We start from the raw sequence: 15,968 nt of genomic DNA, 5'->3' as shown, positions 1-15,968 counted from the left end.
ATGGGCTTTGCAATCGAAGGCTTTGACCTCAGCGAATTTGTTCGCGCTACCCTTGCAGAAGACCTTGGTGTGGGTCTGCCGGGCGGCGGGCATGATGTTACGTCAGAAAGCGTGATCCCGGCAGATGCGCGCTTTTCCGGCGTGATGGACAGCCGCGATGCCATTGTGGTGGCAGGACTGCCGATTGCGGTCGCGTTTTTCCGCAGCCTGCAAGGCGATATGGATATAGAACTGCTGGTGGAAGACGGCGACAGAGTGCCTGCGGGCACTGATCTGATGCGGCTTTCAGGCAATGCCCGCGCCATGCTGACTGCCGAACGCAGCGCCCTGAATACAGTGCAGCATTTGTCCGGCATTGCCACCATGGCGCGGCAATATGTGGATGCGATGGACAGCCAGACCTGCGTGCTGCTGGATACGCGCAAGACCATTCCCGGCCTGCGCCATCTGGAAAAATACGCCACCCGCCAGGGCGGCGCGCAAAACCACCGCATGGGCCTGTGGGATGCAGCCATGATCAAGGACAATCACGTGGCCGTGGCAGGCGATGTCGGCACCGCAGTGCGCCGGGCCCGCGATGCCGGTGTGCCGAGAATTATCTGCGAAGTGGACCGCATCGACCAGATCGAACCCGCGCTGGCAGCAGGGGCAGATCATTTGCTGCTCGACAACATGGACCCGGCTACCTTGCGCGCGGCTGTCGCGCTGGTCGCAGGGCGTGTGCCCACAGAGGCATCGGGCGGCATCAACCTCGATACTATTGCGGCCAAGGCAGCAACAGGGGTCAATTATGTCTCGGTGGGCCGCCTGACCCAAAGCGCGCCTGCAGCCGACATCGGCCTGGATTTCAAACCGCTGTGACGCTCTAAGCCCATATAATCACTTCCCGAAGCTGATTTGACAGGCCACCCCGCTCGCCTATGGCGCATAAATTATTTGTAACCAGCCGGTTGTTGGCCCACAATTGCGCCAGCCATCGTAAGGGGGGCCAGCAATCGTTAGGGGGGATTGTGTCGATGCGTCCGAATTCCATTGTCTTGTTTGAACGTCTGTATCTCGGCTCGCTCGTCGTGGGCGTGGTGAATCTGGTATTATCCTACGAACGGATAGTCGCGCAGATGCAAAGCGATCCGGCAGTGGCGCAGTTGGGTTGGGGCGCAGGGGCCGTGATTGTGATGTTCAGCCTGGGCATGGCTGTGTCGCTGGTGCTGTGGTATTTCATTGCCCGGCGCGGCAGTTCCATCGCCAAATGGTTTCTGGTCGCCTTCACTGCGATTGGCCTGCTCAGTCTGCCGACCACTCTTGCCACGGCAACCGGGCCTGCGCTGATCATGGCCGTGGTAATCAATCTGATGCAATTGGTGGCTGTGGTGATGCTGTTCCGCGCTGATGCAAAGCCATGGTTCGACCATTCTGCATCCACCCCAGCTGGCACCCCTGCCGACACCCCAACCGACCTTTCAAAATTCGACTAGGCCGCGCGGAGACCGCAGGTTAGCTGCCTCGCCGTTCCCGGAAAAATTGCCGCAGCATGTCGGCTGCGGGCTGTTCGCCAATACCGCTGTAGATTTCGGGCCGGTGCAGGCAGGTCGGCTGATCGAACAGCCGTGCGCCATGTTCCACCGCGCCGCCCTTGGGGTCAGATGCGCCATAATACAGCTTGGCGAATCGCGCATGCACGATGGCCCCGGCGCACATGGCGCATGGCTCCAGCGTGACCCATAATTCGCAATCATCCAGCCTTACCTGACCCAGCCTGCGCGCAGCTTCGCGAATCGCCACCATTTCGGCATGGGCCGTGGGATCATGCAGGGTGCGCGGCGCATTATGGGCTGCACAAATGATCTGCCCGTGCCGCGTCACCACCGCGCCCACCGGCACTTCACCGGCAGCGGCCGATGCCTGCGCATGGCGCAGCGCCTGCTCCATCGGCTCGGGTAGGGGCCATGTGTTCATCGGAAATATGCTAGGGCCTGTGCGCGCGGCGCGCAAGAAAGGTGATCTGCCATGCGCTCTCTTGCTTGACGATTCGGGTAGCCCCCGTTAAGCGCCCCGCTTTCCGTAAGTAACAATGGCCCCGGACAATTTCACCGGGTCCGCAATCGAACGAGATTTATCATGTCGCGCATCTGCGAACTGACCGGCAAAGGCCGCCAGGTAGGCAACAACGTAAGCCACGCCAACAACAAGACCAAGCGTGTCTTCCTGCCCAACCTGCAGAATGTCACGCTGATGAGCGAGAAGCTGGACCGCAGCTTCAAGTTCCGCGTGTCCACCAATGGCCTGCGTTCTGTCGAACACGTCGGCGGCCTGGACAACTGGCTGCTCAAGACCAAGAATGAAAAGCTCAGCGATCGCGCCCGCAAGGTGAAGCGTGAACTGGCCAAGGCAGAAGCAACAGCGGCAACAGCAGCAGCCTGAAAGGCCACTGCGGTGTAGCTGGCCTGCGGGCTGGCTGCCGGACTGGCAAGTGTGCCAGTCAGATTACCCTGCTTAAATACAAACTGAAAAGGCGCGCGTCACAATCGCGCGCCTTTTCGTTTGCCTGAAATCCTGCCAGAATCCCCGCAAGAATCCCTCGCGTTATTGTTGCTGGACGTGGGTTGCGCGTGGATCCCAACGCATCTGCAGCAGCAATGTCTGCTGAAAACTGGCGCGATTATCGTCCGATATCATCCATAAATCCAGCCTGCCATCCGCGCGCGGCCGGACGGCAATTCCTTCATAATTGTCGGACGGCAAGGGCGCTGCAAAACTGGCGATCACCGTTCCTTTCCAAAGGCCGCCTGCACGAATATCGGCAGGGTCTGCCACCATCAGCCGGGTGGTGAACCGTGGCGGCAGGCCAAGATGGAACCGGCGCACCAGCACCAGCACGCGCCCGTCAGGTATCTGTACCATATCGACCGGGCGATAATTGTCAGGCGCAGCAAAGCGGAATGTCTGCCCCGCCCCGCCGCCAATCGGGTCACTGGCAAACAGCACGCCGGGAAAGGCGGTGTCACTTGCTCTGCGGGACCCTTCGGCCAGCACGATAAAGCGCCCATCCGCCAGCCGCACCATCGCCTCTGCCCCGCTATTTTCCGACCAGCGCTGCATCGCGGTCGGTCGCACTCTTGTGGCGCCCGCCATATCGCCGTCCAGACGGTCAATCGCATTGGCCCCTTCATACCCCACCCAGATGCGCCCGGTTGCCGGGTCGCGCGTCATGGATTCGATATCGACCAGATGTTTGTCCGTGTCAGACGTGCCCGACATGAAGCCCATGCCCGCAGCCACCGGCCCCTGGTCTGACACATGCAACCGCAGCGACCGGCCCCTGTCGCTGGCCGCCAGCAGCGTTCCGCCGGGCAGGGCCAGCAATGCCGAATAGCCGCCGAAATGGTCATTCTGGCTGGTCAGCCGCCAACCACGCACAATGTCGATGCTGGCGGCATGGCGCACATCCAGCGGTAAAGGCGTAACCTGCACTGCCGCTGCCAGATCAGCCGGCGGAAAGGCGCTGCGAACCCACGTCCCCGGAGCCAATGCCAGCAGCAGCAGGAAAACCAGTATCAGGCGTAGTGGCCGCATGGCTCGCACCTCCGCCAGCCGTGCATCACCAACCTACCCCATCGGCCCTGTAAACAGCAGCGGATCAAGCCGGGTGTCCTGCCATTTCAGGCTCCAGTGAAGATGCGGGCCGGTGGCGCTGCCAGTCGATCCGATATTGCCGATATGCTGGCCCTGCCGGACCACATCGCCCTGTTTCACCGCCAGGCTGGAATTGTGCAGAAATGCGCTGTTGAGGCCCATCCCATGGTCGATAATCAGCAGATATCCCTCAAGCGAGAAGGCCGATTGCGTGGCCAGCACCACAACCCCGTCAGCAGGCGCAACATAGGCTGTGCCGTTTTCACCGGTCGCAATGTCGATGCCCGAATGATAGCTGCCCGGCACGCCTGCATAAATGCGCTGCGAACCGAACCGGCCGGAAATGCGGCCTTTGACCGGCCAGATGAAATCCTGCTGCCACCCATCGCTATTGGCATTGACGGCCCGCGCCGCGTTGATCTGCGCCAGTTCAGGCCGCCGGCGGCGCATGAATTCTTCGCTTGGCCCGCCCTGATTGCGCGCCAGATTGACCCGTTCGATATTCCATGCGCGCGGCTGAATGGATACAGGGCTTTCAATGGTGGTGCCATCGGCCAGCCGGGCCTGTAATGCCGCGACAGGCGCTGCATCCCGGTCGAATGCGGCAAAGAAACGGCCTTGCGAATCCAGCACCAGCGGCTGGTCGCCAAGGTGTGCCGATACGCTGCCACCGGGTGCCTGCCCGCGCATCCACCCGCCTTGCGTCAATTTTCCCGCATAAGTGAAAGTGGACGGTCCGGGGCGCCCTGTCAGCGCGGCAGCAGGGGCAGGAGAAGACGTGGCAGGAGAGGACGGGGCAACCGGTGCTGCCCGCACTGGCTGGACCGTTGCAGTGGCGGTTGAAACAGGTGTTGAGGCGGGCGCTGAAGCAGGCGCAGGAACGACATTACAGGCAGAAAGCAGACTGCAGGCCAATGATGCCGCCGCAAACTGGCGGGAAAACGACAAAGCAGTCATCCCTTTTCCAGCGCGCGCCTGGTGGCGATTTCCGCACTGGCATAGGGTTCCTGCAATTCCACGCTCCAATAGCGCAGTTCCTCCAGCGGAATGACCTGGCCGGAAACCGCGCACAAGACGTGCTGGCCGGGCCGCATCACGCGGAAACCATTGGGGCCAAAAATCAGTTTGGCGGCGCTATCACTTGAAGACATCAACATGGCCGCTCTTTAGCAAGGATGGCTCAACCAAACAAATCCTCTTGTCGTCCGCTGGTTGCAGGCGGGCGTGATTTTTTGGCCGGCCGGGCAGGCGCAGCGGTCTGCTGGCTGCCGGAACCCGCCTCCACAGGAACCGCGTCCAGCGATCCATCCGCAAATTCGATCGTCAGCAGCGCCTGCGTTTCTGCCGCCACCTTGCTGCGGATCAAACTGCCGCCTTCGCCCTTTACCAGCACAAAACCGCGCGCCAGCGGGGCCTTGGGATTGAGCGAAAGATACAGCCGTTCCAGCGCGGCGAAGCGTTCCTGTTCGCGTGCGCTGCGGTTTGCCACCAGTGATGGCAACAGCCGCGCTGCCGCCAGCCGGTCCCGCGCACGGTCCACCCGCGACATGAGCAGCGGTGCTGACAGGCGGGCCTTGTCTGCCATCAGCAAGGCACGGGCCTGCGCCGCCCGGTCTGACAGGCCGCGCCGCAGACGTTCGGCCAAATCGTCCAGCTTTTGCGCCTGTGGCTGCAACAGAACTTCGGGCCGCGGCAATCGCTGGACCCGTGCCTGCAACCGTTCGCGGCCCAGCATTACCGGGCGCGGCGCGGCACGTTTCTGCCGCAGGCCGAGGTCTTCGACCGCCGCCAGCAATTCGGCCCGCACCGGCACCGCCATTTCAGCGGCAGCCGTGGGTGTGGGCGCACGCCGGTCGGCGGCAAAATCCGCCAGGGTGGTGTCTGTTTCATGGCCCACGGCAGAAATGATCGGGATGGTGCAATCGGCAATTGCCCGCACCACCACTTCTTCGTTGAAGCCCCACAAATCCTCGATCGACCCGCCCCCGCGCGCGACAATCACCAGATCAGGGCGCGGCACTGGTCCGCCGGTCTTCATCTCGGAAAAGCCGCGCACTGCTGCTGCCACCTGTTCGGCCGAACCTTGCCCCTGCACCAGCACCGGCCACACCAGCACATGGCTGGGAAACCTGTCGGACAGCCGGTGCAGAATATCGCGGATGACGGCGCCGGTGGGCGAAGTGACCACACCAATCACGCGGGGAATGAACGGCAGTGCTTTCTTGCGTTCAGGGGCAAACAGCCCTTCTGCCTCCAGCCGCCGCCGCGTTTTCTCCAGCAATGCCAGCAGCGCACCTTCACCGGCAATTTCCAAGCTGTCGATCACGATCTGATATTTTGACCGGCCCGGATATGTCGTCAGCTTGCCGCTGGCGACCACTTCTATGCCATCTTCCGGCACGAAGGACAGGCGCTGGGCATTGCCGCGCCACATAACTCCGTCGATCACGGCGGATTCGTCCTTCAGCGCGCAATAAAGATGGCCGGATGTCGCGCGTTTCACGCCGGAAAGCTCGCCCCGCAGGCGCACAAAACCGAACTGGTCTTCCACCACCCGCTTCAGCTTGGCGGAAATCTCGGTGATCGTCAGCGGCTCGGCGTTGTCGCCTTGGCGCGGGCGCGCTACCAGCCCACCACTATTGTCATCATTGTCGAAAGGGCTGGGCATGAATATCCTGCTGCTGGGATCGGGCGGACGCGAACATGCGCTGGCATGGAAGCTGGCGCAATCCCGCTTGCTGTCTGGCGCACAGGATAGGTTCTACGCCGCGCCGGGCAACCCCGGAATTGCCGACCATGCCGAATGTGTCGCGCTGGACGCTGCAGACCATGGCGCCGTGGTGCATTTCTGCAATGCGAACCGCATCGGGCTGGTGGTGATTGGACCCGAAGCCCCGCTGGTGGACGGGCTGGCCGATACGCTGCGCGGGGAAGGTGTTTCCGTGTTCGGCCCGTCAAAAGCCGCAGCGCAGCTGGAAGGCAGCAAGGGTTTCACCAAGGATTTGTGCGAGCGCGCCGGTATCCCCACGGCAGCCTATGTGCGCACCGCCAGCTTTACCGAGGCGGTAAAGGCGCTCGACAATTTCCAGCCGCCCTATGTGCTGAAGGCTGACGGGTTGGCGGCTGGCAAGGGCGTAGTCATTCCCGAAACGCGTGAGGAAGCCTTGGCTGCGCTGGAGGACATGTTCGGCGGCCGGTTTGGCGAGGCCGGCGCGGAAGTGGTGATCGAGGAATTTATGCGCGGCGAGGAAGCCAGCTTCTTTGCCCTGACCGATGGCGCGACCATCCTGTCATTCGGCAGCGCGCAGGATCACAAGCGGGTGGGCGAAGGCGATACCGGACCCAATACCGGCGGCATGGGCGCATACAGCCCGGCCCCGGTGCTGACTCCGATGCTGCGCGGTGAAGTGCTGGAAAAAATTATCGCGCCCACGGTCAGGACGCTGGCCAATGAAGGCATGCCCTATTCCGGCGTGCTGTTTGCCGGGCTGATGCTGACCAAGCAGGGGCCCAAGCTGATTGAATATAATTGCCGCTTTGGCGATCCTGAATGCCAGGTGCTGATGACGCGCCTGCAAAGCGATCTGGGCGAATTGATGCTGGCCTGTGCTGACAACAAGCTGGCAACCTGCCAGCCGGCCCGCTTCGCAGAGGAAACCGCGCTGACAGTGGTCATGGCAGCGAAGGGCTACCCCGACGCGCCTGAAAAAGGCGGCGTAATCGATCTGGGCGAGGCGGAAGCCGGAGCAACCGGCGACCGGGTGAAGATTTTTCATGCGGGCACCAAACAGCTGCCGGATGGCACTCTGGTCGCCAATGGGGGCCGCGTGCTGAATGTGACGGCGACCGGTAAAAATGCGACGCAGGCGCAGGCTGCGGCCTATCGCGCGGTGGACGCTATCACCTTCCCGTCGGGTTTCTGCCGCCGTGACATCGGCTGGCGGGAAGTGGCCCGCGAAGGCAAATAACGCCTGATAACGCCGGCAGGCTGGCGGCCATCACGGCACGCCAGCCAGCCGGCATTGCCTTTAGCCCAGCTTTGCAGCGACGAGCGCCTTCAGGTCAGCTTCGGGGCGCGCACCGTAGTGCGAAATCACTTCGGCTGCCGAGACCGAACCCATGATCAGGCAATTCTCGACACTTTCACCGCGCACATGGCCGGCAAGGAAGCCTGCGGCAAACAGATCGCCCGCGCCCGTGGTGTCCACTACCTTGGCAATGGGCTGCGCGGCCACTTCGGAACGCTGTCCATCGGCAACGGCCACGGCACCATCAGGACCGCGGGTGACCACCATGACAGGAACCTTGGGCGACAGTGCTGCCAGCCCTGCGTCAAAGTCATCTTCGCCAGTCAGGGCGGCCAGTTCATCCTTGTTGGCAAACAGGATGTCGATCATGCCTTCATCAATCAGGGCACGGAAATCATCACCGTGGCGCGAGATTACGAACGGGTCTGACAGGGTGAAAGCAACCTTGCGGCCCGCATCACGCGCAGCACCGATGGCGCGGCGCATGGCGGCGCGTGGTTCTTCCGGATCCCACAAATAGCCTTCCAGATACAGCACCTTGGATGCGGCAATCGCTTCCAGGTCCAGCGCGTCTGCCGGCAGGAATTGCGATGCACCAAGGAAAGTGTTCATGGTGCGCTGGCCATCGGGGGTGACAAAAATCAGGCAGCGGGCAGTCGGCGGGTCGCCAGCGCGGGCCGCAGTATCAAAATCGATACCGGCTGCGCGGATGTCATGTTTGAACACATCGCCCAGCTGGTCATCGGCAACCTGCCCGATGAAACCGCAAGTCGCGCCAAGCCCGGCCAGGCCAGCCAGCGTATTAGCGGCCGAACCGCCGGAAATTTCCTTTGCCGGGCCCATCGCATCATACAGCGTATTGGCGCCATCGGTATCGATCAGCGTCATGCCGCCGCGTGTCATGCCCAGCTGTTCGATCAGCGCATCTTCGCAGGGGGCCATTACATCAACAATGGCATTGCCGATGGCGATTACGTCGTAACGGGTGTTGGTCATGGAAATCCTTGGGATTCGGTCAGTCAAAAGGCGCGCCTAGCGGCTCGCGCGCCGTGCGCCAAGACCTGCCTGCCCCGCATTGCAACAAAGTGCGATTGACTTGGCCCATGTCAGCGCGGCACAGGCGTTGCAGATGCTCTCCCTGCCGACTGCCCTTGCCCGTGCATTTGCACAATTAACAGACCCTGCAATCCTGCGGGTGCTGGCCAAATCCATGCTGCTGACACTGGCTGTGCTGGGCTTGCTGGGGTTTGGTGCGTGGTATCTGCTGGCGGGTGTGCTGGACAGGTGGGATGTATCCTATGGCGGCGAGTTGGGCGCATTGGTGGCGGTTGTGCTCACTGCCATTGGCGGATGGCTGCTGTTCCGGCTGGTTGCGCTGGCAGTGCTGCAATTCTTTGCCGACGAAGTGGTGCAGGCGGTAGAAGCGCGGCATTATCCGGCGGCGCTGGCCTCGGCCCGCAGCATTGGCTGGAAAGAAGAATTGCGCAATTCCATGCGTTCCACCCTTCGCGCTGTGATCGCCAATCTGGTCGCCGCGCCTTTTGCCATTGCGCTGCTGGTTACCGGCGTTGGCACGCCGATCCTATTTCTGCTGGTAAATGGCTGGCTGCTGGGCCGCGAATTGCAGGACATGGTGTGGCTGCGCCACGCCGTGCGTGATGATAGCGCGCAGCCGCTTGGCGCGCCCTTGCGGTTTGTGCTGGGGGCGAGCGTTGCAGGCCTGCTGATCATCCCTTTCGTCAATCTTCTGGCGCCCGTCATCGGCGCAGCGGCTGCCACCCATCTGGTGCATGGCCGGAAAGGAACCCGACATGCGAATTAACCCTGGCCGCGCCCTTGCGATTGCCATTTTGCCGCTGCTGGCGGCATGTGCTGGCACTGTGCCAAAAGCATCGCCCGGCACCGCGTCCAATCCGCCGGCCGGGCGCACCACCCGCGCAGGCCCGCCGCCGGCCAACCCGTCCATGCCCGCAAGCACCGCGTTTCGCGCGCCGCGGGTGATGAACATAGCCGGTGTCGATGGCCTGATCGGTTCCAATGCTGACAGTCTGACGCGCGCGTTTGGCACGCCGCGCCTGGATGTTTACGAAGGCGACACGCGCAAATTGCAATTCAGCGGCGAAGCCTGCGTGCTGGATGTCTATCTCTACCCGTTACGGCAAGGCGCAGAGCCGACCGCCACCTATGTCGATGCACGACGCACGAGTGACGGGCTGGACGTGGACCGCGCCGCCTGTGTGGCAGCACTCAAACGCCGCTAGGTAAGCCTAGACCATGAAGCTTTCGCCGCAGCCGCAAGCACCCTTGGCATTGGGGTTGGCAAAGGTGAACCCTGCGGTAAAATCATCCTCCACCCAGTCCATGATCGATCCGACCAGATAGAGCACACTGGCACCGTCGATGTAGAACGTGCCGCCGGGCGTTTCGATTTTCTCGTCAAACTTGGCTTCTTCGGCGACGTAATCGACCGAATAGGCAAGGCCGGAACAGCCACGCCGCGGGGTCGACAGCTTGACCCCGATGGCATCTTCAGGCGCCTTGGCCATCAGGTCTGCAATGCGCTGCTCTGCCCCTTTGGTCAGTATGACAGCGGCAGGCATGGTGCGGGTCTTGGTCTCTGTCATCACAACATTCCCAGTTCGAGGCGGGCTTCATCGCTCATCTTCTGGGGATCCCACGGCGGGTCCCAGACGAGATTTACTTCGGCATCGCGCACCCCGGGCACCGATGCTGCGCGCAATTCCACTTCGCCAGGCATGGATTCTGCCACCGGGCAATGCGGGGTGGTCAGCGTCATGTTGATGACCACATCTGCATCGGGTGACACTTCCACGGCGTAAATCAGGCCGAGGTCATAGATATTGACCGGAATTTCCGGATCGTAGATTTCCTTCAGCGCCGCCACGACCGCTTCATACAGATCGCCGCCCGGCTCACCCGGAGTGACGTTTTCGGGCTTTTTCGACAGGAAGCCTTCCAGATAGTCGCGTTTGCGTTCCAGCTTTTCACCCATGGTTTCTGAATCCACGTCAATCGCATCGCTCACCCGTGCGCGCGGCGGCTTGGCCAGCGTTTCTGCCTGCTCGGCAGGTGACAGGGCGACGATAGTGTCGCGGGCGTTGTCTTCGGGCTTGTCCATCAGCCGAATATCCTCTTGGTTCTTTCAATACCGCGCATCAACGCGGCAATATCGCTTTCATCGCTATATACGCCAAAACTGGCGCGGGCCGTTGCCGGCACACCCAGATGCGCCATCAGCGGCTGCGCGCAATGATGGCCGGCACGGATAGCGACATTGTCTTCATCCAATATGGTGCCCAGATCGTGGGGATGAACCCCTGCCATCTCGAATGACACGATACCGGCGGATTTTTCCGGCCCGAACAGGCGGATCGAATTGAATTGCGACAAGGCTTCGCGCGCCTTGGCGGCAAGGGCGCTTTCATGGGCAAAGCAGGCTTCCAGATCCAGCGCATCGACATAATCGATGGCGGCATGCAGCGCGATCACTTCGGTAATCATCGGCGTGCCAGCTTCGAACCGCTGCGGCGGCGGGGCATAGGTGGTTTTTTCAAAGGTCACGCGGTCAATCATCGCGCCGCCGCCCTGATAGGGGGGCATGGCGGCAAGAATTTCCTCGCGCGCCCACAACACGCCCACGCCGGTCGGGCCATATAGCTTATGGCCGGAAAACACGTAGAAATCGCAGTCCAGTTCCTGCATTGCCAGCCGCATGCGTGGGGCTGCCTGGCACCCGTCCAGCAGCAGTTTCGCGCCCACACCATGCGCCAGTCTGGCAGCGCGTTTCGCGCCCAGCACAGAACCCAGCACATTGGACACATGGGCCAGCGCCACGATCTTGTGCTGCGGCGTCAGCATGGTTTCCAACGCATCAAGGTCTATCAGCCCGTCTGGCGTCAGCGGGCAGACATCGATGCTGGCACCGGTCTTTTCAGCCACCATCTGCCACGGCACGATGTTGGAATGATGTTCCAGCATGGACAGCATGATGCGGTCGCCCGCCTTGAGATTGGCCATGCCCCAGCTTGATGCGACAAGGTTGATCCCCTCGGTCGCGCCGCGCACGAAGACAATCTCGTTGGCCGATTTCGCGCCGATGAAGGACTGGACGCGGCTCCGCGCCTTTTCATAGGCGGCGGTCATGTCGGCAGAACGCGCATAAACCCCGCGGTGCACAGTCGCATAATCGCGGCCCAGCGCGTTCACCATCGCATCGATCACGGCCTGCGGCTTTTGCGCGGTGGCAGCGGTATCGAGGTAATGCCAAGGCTTGCCATCAGGCGTCATCAGCCCGGGAAAGTCGGCCTTGCGGGAGGGCGTCTGCATGATCAAATTACCGCACCATCCAGTTTAAGAAGCGCGCCTTCCAGCAGACGATCTGCCGCATCGGAATTGCTGCAATTGGCAAAGGCATCGGCAATGAAAGCCTGCACCTGCAGCTTGCGCGCCACTTCCGGCGGCAGGCCGCGTGCGGCCATGTAATAGCCCGCCGTTTCATCCAGCGCGCCGATTGCCGCGCCATGCGCGCATTTCACATCGTCCGCGAAAATTTCCAGTTCGGGCTTGGTGTTGGCAGAGGCCCCGCGTTCCAGCAGGAGTGCGCGAAAATTCTGCGCCGCGTCGGTTTTCTGCGCATCGCGCACCACTTCGATCCGGCCCAGGAAATTGCCGGTCGACTTGCCCCATTGGACAGCGCGAACAACCTGGTTCGATGTCGCATTGGGCTCAGCATGGATGACCCTGGTGACAAATTCCTGCACCTTGTCATCGCCGCCCAGAGTGACCCCGCCGAATTCGAAATGCGCGCCTTCTTCCAGCGTAACTTCGATTTCATGGCGGACATAACGGCCGCCCGTGACAAGGTGAAACGCCTCGAACCTGCCGCCCCGCTCTACATGCACGCGGTATCGCTCGACCGAACCGGGGCATTGCGCGCCGGAAGATTCCTCGGAATATCTGGCACGGGTTTCGCCCGCCGGAACGGTCAACGTGCGCCAATGGTTGATCGCTTGCGGGTTTGCTGCAGCCAGAAATTCGCTGTCAGCATAGCGCCAGTCCTCGTCGCGCGTGGTGGGAAGGGTGGCTGCCTCGGTCACGCTGCGACCACCTCGTAACCTTCTTCTTCCAATCGCAGCGCCAGTTCCGGCCCGCCGGTTTTGACGATCCGGCCATCGGCCAGCACATGGACGAAATCGGGCTTCACATAATCCAGCAGGCGCTGGTAATGGGTGATCAGCAGCACGGCCCTTTCAGGCTTGCGCATGATGGTGTTGATCCCGTCACCCACAATGCGCAGCGCGTCGATATCAAGGCCGCTATCGGTTTCATCCAGCACGGCGAAAACCGGGTCGAGAATGCCCATCTGGACCATTTCGGCGCGCTTTTTCTCACCGCCGGAAAAGCCGACATTGACCTGCCGCTTGAGCATTTCCATGTCCATTTTCAGCAGGGAGGCCTTTTCCTTGGCCAGTTTCAGAAATTCGCCGCCGGAAAGCGGGGCTTCGCCGCGGGCACCGCGCTGGGCATTCAGCGCTTCGCGCAGGAATTGTACGTTGGACACGCCGGGAATTTCAACCGGATACTGGAAACCCAGGAACAGGCCCAGCGCCGCCCGTTCATGCGTTTCAAGTTCCAGCAGATCCTTGCCCATGAAGGTGACGCTGCCGCCGGTCACTTCATAACCGGGGCGCCCGCCCAGCACATAGGCCAGCGTGGATTTACCCGCGCCATTAGGGCCCATGATGGCATGGATTTCGCCTGCATTGATGAACAGGCTCAGGCCTTTGAGGATGGGCTTGCCGCCAATTTCAGCAGACAGGTTGTCAATTTTCAGCATTCTGGAATCTCAATTATCGGAATTATAGGCGACGGCATCGGATGTCCGATGGCGCTTGGGTTTTTCGAATTTGGTGTTCAGCATGTCGAGGATCTGCCCGCAGACCGCTTCGACATCTTCCAGCACCTGCTCGTTGGTGAAACGCAGAACGCGCACACCCACTTCGGCCAGTTTGCGGTCGCTCAAGGCTTCAACTTCGCTGCCGATATCGGCATCGTCAATTTCCACCACCAGCCACACGGCGGGGCAGGCGAAATCGACAATCGACGTGCCGACAATGAACTGCCGCTTGAACTTGAAGCCGCCCAGTCTCTGATTGGCCAATTGCTTCCACATCAGCTTTTCAGCATCGCTGGGGTTGCGTTTGCGATCACGGGCCATTTCATGCAGCCGGTCCAGCCGCTTGCCCTTCACGCCCCAATTGTCACGCGGGTCAGCACTGCTTTCCTTGGGGCCTGTCTTGATGGAGAGTGTCTTTTTCATCCGACCGATCCTTCAAGCGAGATAGCCAGCAGCTTTTGTGCTTCCACTGCGAATTCCATGGGCAATTGCTTCATAACTTCCTTGGCAAAACCGTTGACGATCAGCGCCACCGCTTCTTCCTGACCCAGCCCGCGCTGCATGGCGTAGAACAGCTGGTCATCCGAAATCTTGCTGGTGGTCGCTTCATGTTCGATCTGCGCGGTGGGGTTGCGCACTTCGATATAGGGCACCGTATGCGCGCCGCAGGTGCTGCCCAGCAGCAGGCTGTCACACTGGGTGAAATTGCGCACATTGTCGGCATTGGCGGCAACGCGCACCAGTCCGCGATAGGTGTTGTTGGACTTGCCGGCCGAAATGCCCTTGGAAATGATCGTGCTGCGGCTGCCCTTGCCATTGTGGATCATCTTGGTGCCGGTGTCGGCCTGCTGGTAATTATTGGTGACAGCGACGGAATAGAATTCGCCCACGCTGTCTTCGCCGTTCAGCACGCAGGACGGGTATTTCCACGTTACCGCGCTGCCGGTTTCCACCTGTGTCCACGAAATCTTGGAACGTGCGCCCTGGCACAGCCCGCGCTTGGTGACGAAATTATAGATCCCGCCCTTGCCTTCCGCATCGCCGGGATACCAGTTCTGGACGGTGGAATATTTGATTTCCGCATCGTCCATCGCCACCAGTTCCACGACTGCGGCGTGCAGCTGGTTTTCATCGCGCATCGGCGCGGTGCAGCCTTCCAGATAGGAAACGTAACTGCCTTTTTCGGCAATGATCAGCGTGCGTTCGAACTGGCCGGTATTTTCAGCATTGATGCGAAAATAGGTGCTGAGTTCCATCGGGCAGCGCACGCCTTCGGGGATGTAAACAAACGTCCCGTCGGAAAAGACCGCGCAGTTCAATGTCGCAAAGAAATTGTCCCGCGTGGGTACGACCTTGCCCAGCCATTTTTTCACCAGGTCGGGATATTCGCGGATCGCCTCGCTGATGGACAGGAAAATGACGCCAGCGCGCTTCAGTTCCTCGCGGAAGGTGGTGGCGACAGAAACGCTGTCGAACACGGCATCCACCGCGATCTTGCGCGCGCCTTCCACCCCTGCCAGCACTTCCTGCTCGGCAATGGGAATGCCGAGTTTTTCGTAAATGCGCAGAATTTCCGGATCGACCTCGTCGAGGCTGCCGATCGTTTCCTTCTTCTTCGGCTCTGCGTAATAGAACGCATCCTGATAGTCGATCGGCGCGATGTTCAGCTTCGCCCAGTCGGGCGTGTCCATGGTCTGCCACAGGCGAAACGCCTTCAGGCGCCATTCCAGCATCCATTCCGGCTCGTTCTTCTTGGCGGAAATGAACCGGACCGTGTCTTCGTTCAGCCCCTTGGGCGCGAATTCCTGCTCGATGTCGGAAGAGAAGCCGAATTCGTAGGTTTCAAGACGTTTGGCAGCATCGCGTGCAGCCTTGTCCTGAATTGCGCCATCCTTGAGTGTGGTCTGTTCGTTCATGCCATTTCTCGATCAATTTCATTCTGCGGCGCGGGAACCGCCCCTTGCGCCAGACGGGTCAGCGGCACACCCGCCAGCGCGCCGCGCATTGCTTCATTCACTATCGCCCAGTGCGGGCGGACAGCGCAGCTTTGTTCCAGCGCGCAATCATGCTTGCCCTGCGGCGCACAGGATGTGAGCGCGATGGGTCCTTCCACCGCCTCGACAATATCGGCCAGCGTGATGGCCGCAGCGGGACGGGCCAGTTGCAGGCCGCCGCCGGCACCGCGGATGGAACGCAGCAAGCCGCTGCGGGTCAACAGACTGACCAGTTTCTGCACGGTCGGCGCCGGAAGGCCGGTTTCGGTCGCCAGTTCTGCCGCCGAAACACGCACGCCCCCGCAATGGCGCGCAGCGGCGCTCATGGTGACAACGGCATAATCGGCCATGCTCGAAAGGCGCAAAATCGGCTCCTGCTGAGGTGGTACAGCCTTA

Annotated in this window: 20 protein-coding genes; 6 read left to right on the top strand and 14 right to left on the bottom strand. The window is 61.2% G+C overall.

Features of this window, described 5'->3' with window-relative positions; all coding sequences use genetic code 11:
- Positions 1-861, top strand: a complete 861-nt coding sequence (gene nadC / locus GRI44_RS11015) for a carboxylating nicotinate-nucleotide diphosphorylase (protein WP_160601832.1) — start codon at positions 1-3, stop codon at positions 859-861.
- Positions 862-1,016: 155 nt separating this feature from the next.
- Positions 1,017-1,475, top strand: a complete 459-nt coding sequence (locus tag GRI44_RS11010) for a hypothetical protein (RefSeq protein WP_160601831.1) — start codon at positions 1,017-1,019, stop codon at positions 1,473-1,475.
- Positions 1,476-1,494: 19 nt separating this feature from the next.
- Here GRI44_RS11010 and GRI44_RS11005 read toward each other — a convergent pair whose 3' ends face one another.
- Positions 1,495-1,956, bottom strand: a complete 462-nt coding sequence (locus GRI44_RS11005) for a nucleoside deaminase (protein WP_160601830.1) — start codon at positions 1,954-1,956, stop codon at positions 1,495-1,497.
- 162 nt (positions 1,957-2,118) lie between these two features.
- Between GRI44_RS11005 and rpmB the strand changes: the two genes are divergently transcribed.
- A complete protein-coding gene (rpmB, locus tag GRI44_RS11000) occupies positions 2,119-2,421 on the top strand; it encodes a 50S ribosomal protein L28 (protein WP_160601829.1) in 303 nt (100 codons plus the stop codon).
- Between the two features lie 162 nt (positions 2,422-2,583).
- On the opposite strand, the gene GRI44_RS10995 is transcribed toward rpmB, so the two are convergent.
- Genes GRI44_RS10995 through xseA form a run of 4 tightly spaced genes read right to left on the bottom strand, consistent with a single transcriptional unit; the run spans position 2,584 to position 6,301 of the window.
- Positions 2,584-3,573: an esterase-like activity of phytase family protein gene (locus tag GRI44_RS10995; protein WP_160601828.1), complete on the bottom strand. Its 990-nt coding sequence runs from the start codon at positions 3,571-3,573 to the stop codon at positions 2,584-2,586.
- A gap of 33 nt (positions 3,574-3,606) precedes the next feature.
- Positions 3,607-4,590, bottom strand: coding sequence for a M23 family metallopeptidase (locus GRI44_RS10990; protein WP_160601827.1), 984 nt, complete (start codon positions 4,588-4,590; stop codon positions 3,607-3,609).
- Positions 4,587-4,790, bottom strand: a complete 204-nt coding sequence (locus GRI44_RS10985; RefSeq protein WP_160601826.1) for a DUF2093 domain-containing protein — start codon at positions 4,788-4,790, stop codon at positions 4,587-4,589. The genes GRI44_RS10990 and GRI44_RS10985 overlap by 4 nt, the downstream gene beginning before the upstream one ends.
- A gap of 23 nt (positions 4,791-4,813) precedes the next feature.
- Positions 4,814-6,301, bottom strand: coding sequence for an exodeoxyribonuclease VII large subunit (gene xseA, locus GRI44_RS10980; RefSeq protein WP_160601825.1), 1,488 nt, complete (start codon positions 6,299-6,301; stop codon positions 4,814-4,816).
- On the opposite strand from xseA, the gene purD reads away from it, so the two are divergent.
- Complete coding sequence (gene purD, locus GRI44_RS10975) at positions 6,300-7,601, top strand: phosphoribosylamine--glycine ligase (RefSeq protein WP_160601824.1); 1,302 nt, start codon at positions 6,300-6,302, stop codon at positions 7,599-7,601. The genes xseA and purD overlap by 2 nt on opposite strands.
- A 60-nt stretch (positions 7,602-7,661) precedes the next feature.
- On the opposite strand, the gene GRI44_RS10970 is transcribed toward purD, so the two are convergent.
- On the bottom strand, positions 7,662-8,657 hold the full coding sequence (locus GRI44_RS10970) for an adenosine kinase (RefSeq protein WP_160601823.1): 996 nt from the start codon (positions 8,655-8,657) through the stop codon (positions 7,662-7,664).
- Between the two features lie 100 nt (positions 8,658-8,757).
- Between GRI44_RS10970 and GRI44_RS10965 the strand changes: the two genes are divergently transcribed.
- Together GRI44_RS10965 and GRI44_RS10960 are read left to right on the top strand one after the other, a co-directional pair.
- Positions 8,758-9,483, top strand: coding sequence for an EI24 domain-containing protein (locus GRI44_RS10965; RefSeq protein ID WP_332872406.1), 726 nt, complete (start codon positions 8,758-8,760; stop codon positions 9,481-9,483).
- Positions 9,473-9,922, top strand: a complete 450-nt coding sequence (locus tag GRI44_RS10960; RefSeq protein ID WP_160601822.1) for a hypothetical protein — start codon at positions 9,473-9,475, stop codon at positions 9,920-9,922. Before GRI44_RS10965 ends, GRI44_RS10960 begins: the two co-directional genes overlap by 11 nt.
- A gap of 6 nt (positions 9,923-9,928) precedes the next feature.
- On the opposite strand, the gene GRI44_RS10955 is transcribed toward GRI44_RS10960, so the two are convergent.
- From GRI44_RS10955 to GRI44_RS10920, 8 genes are read right to left on the bottom strand one after another with little or no spacing between them, the layout of a single operon-like run.
- Complete coding sequence (locus GRI44_RS10955; RefSeq protein ID WP_202386324.1) at positions 9,929-10,285, bottom strand: HesB/IscA family protein; 357 nt, start codon at positions 10,283-10,285, stop codon at positions 9,929-9,931.
- On the bottom strand, positions 10,285-10,800 hold the full coding sequence (locus GRI44_RS10950) for an SUF system Fe-S cluster assembly protein (protein ID WP_160601820.1): 516 nt from the start codon (positions 10,798-10,800) through the stop codon (positions 10,285-10,287). The genes GRI44_RS10955 and GRI44_RS10950 overlap by 1 nt, the downstream gene beginning before the upstream one ends.
- Entirely contained in the window at positions 10,800-12,008 is a 1,209-nt protein-coding gene (locus GRI44_RS10945; protein WP_160601819.1) for a SufS family cysteine desulfurase, read from the bottom strand. The genes GRI44_RS10950 and GRI44_RS10945 overlap by 1 nt, the downstream gene beginning before the upstream one ends.
- Positions 12,009-12,010: 2 nt before the next feature.
- Positions 12,011-12,778 (bottom strand): SufD family Fe-S cluster assembly protein, encoded by a 768-nt coding sequence (locus GRI44_RS10940; RefSeq protein WP_160601818.1) that lies wholly within the window; start codon positions 12,776-12,778, stop codon positions 12,011-12,013.
- On the bottom strand, positions 12,775-13,518 hold the full coding sequence (sufC, locus tag GRI44_RS10935; protein ID WP_160601817.1) for a Fe-S cluster assembly ATPase SufC: 744 nt from the start codon (positions 13,516-13,518) through the stop codon (positions 12,775-12,777). Before sufC ends, GRI44_RS10940 begins: the two co-directional genes overlap by 4 nt.
- A 9-nt stretch (positions 13,519-13,527) precedes the next feature.
- The gene (locus GRI44_RS10930) at positions 13,528-14,001 is read right to left on the bottom strand and encodes an endonuclease domain-containing protein (protein ID WP_160601816.1); all 474 of its coding nucleotides are present in this window, start codon (positions 13,999-14,001) and stop codon (positions 13,528-13,530) included.
- The gene (sufB, locus tag GRI44_RS10925; protein ID WP_160601815.1) at positions 13,998-15,494 is read right to left on the bottom strand and encodes a Fe-S cluster assembly protein SufB; all 1,497 of its coding nucleotides are present in this window, start codon (positions 15,492-15,494) and stop codon (positions 13,998-14,000) included. Before sufB ends, GRI44_RS10930 begins: the two co-directional genes overlap by 4 nt.
- On the bottom strand, positions 15,491-15,937 hold the full coding sequence (locus tag GRI44_RS10920; RefSeq protein ID WP_160601814.1) for an SUF system Fe-S cluster assembly regulator: 447 nt from the start codon (positions 15,935-15,937) through the stop codon (positions 15,491-15,493). Before GRI44_RS10920 ends, sufB begins: the two co-directional genes overlap by 4 nt.
- Positions 15,938-15,968 lie beyond the last annotated feature (31 nt).

Origin of the sequence: Allopontixanthobacter confluentis (assembly GCF_009827615.1) — a bacterium.
GTDB classification, from domain to species: domain Bacteria; phylum Pseudomonadota; class Alphaproteobacteria; order Sphingomonadales; family Sphingomonadaceae; genus Allopontixanthobacter; species Allopontixanthobacter confluentis.
The sequence above is the reverse complement of the archived record's forward strand: the minus strand, read 5'-3'. Positions and strand labels throughout refer to the sequence as shown.

Coding starts and splice junctions, on each gene's coding strand:
- sufC (WP_160601817.1), bottom strand. CDS start 13,518: ATGCTGAAAATTGACAACCTGTCTGCTGAAATTGGCGGCAAGCCCATC.
- purD (WP_160601824.1), top strand. CDS start 6,300: ATGAATATCCTGCTGCTGGGATCGGGCGGACGCGAACATGCGCTGGCA.
- xseA (WP_160601825.1), bottom strand. CDS start 6,301: ATGCCCAGCCCTTTCGACAATGATGACAATAGTGGTGGGCTGGTAGCG.
- GRI44_RS10990 (WP_160601827.1), bottom strand. CDS start 4,590: ATGACTGCTTTGTCGTTTTCCCGCCAGTTTGCGGCGGCATCATTGGCC.
- sufB (WP_160601815.1), bottom strand. CDS start 15,494: ATGAACGAACAGACCACACTCAAGGATGGCGCAATTCAGGACAAGGCT.
- GRI44_RS10970 (WP_160601823.1), bottom strand. CDS start 8,657: ATGACCAACACCCGTTACGACGTAATCGCCATCGGCAATGCCATTGTT.
- nadC (WP_160601832.1), top strand. CDS start 1: ATGGGCTTTGCAATCGAAGGCTTTGACCTCAGCGAATTTGTTCGCGCT.
- GRI44_RS10945 (WP_160601819.1), bottom strand. CDS start 12,008: ATGCAGACGCCCTCCCGCAAGGCCGACTTTCCCGGGCTGATGACGCCT.
- GRI44_RS10985 (WP_160601826.1), bottom strand. CDS start 4,790: ATGTTGATGTCTTCAAGTGATAGCGCCGCCAAACTGATTTTTGGCCCC.
- GRI44_RS10995 (WP_160601828.1), bottom strand. CDS start 3,573: ATGCGGCCACTACGCCTGATACTGGTTTTCCTGCTGCTGCTGGCATTG.
- GRI44_RS10950 (WP_160601820.1), bottom strand. CDS start 10,800: ATGGACAAGCCCGAAGACAACGCCCGCGACACTATCGTCGCCCTGTCA.
- GRI44_RS10955 (WP_202386324.1), bottom strand. CDS start 10,285: ATGACAGAGACCAAGACCCGCACCATGCCTGCCGCTGTCATACTGACC.
- GRI44_RS10960 (WP_160601822.1), top strand. CDS start 9,473: ATGCGAATTAACCCTGGCCGCGCCCTTGCGATTGCCATTTTGCCGCTG.
- GRI44_RS11005 (WP_160601830.1), bottom strand. CDS start 1,956: ATGAACACATGGCCCCTACCCGAGCCGATGGAGCAGGCGCTGCGCCAT.
- GRI44_RS11010 (WP_160601831.1), top strand. CDS start 1,017: ATGCGTCCGAATTCCATTGTCTTGTTTGAACGTCTGTATCTCGGCTCG.
- GRI44_RS10930 (WP_160601816.1), bottom strand. CDS start 14,001: ATGAAAAAGACACTCTCCATCAAGACAGGCCCCAAGGAAAGCAGTGCT.
- rpmB (WP_160601829.1), top strand. CDS start 2,119: ATGTCGCGCATCTGCGAACTGACCGGCAAAGGCCGCCAGGTAGGCAAC.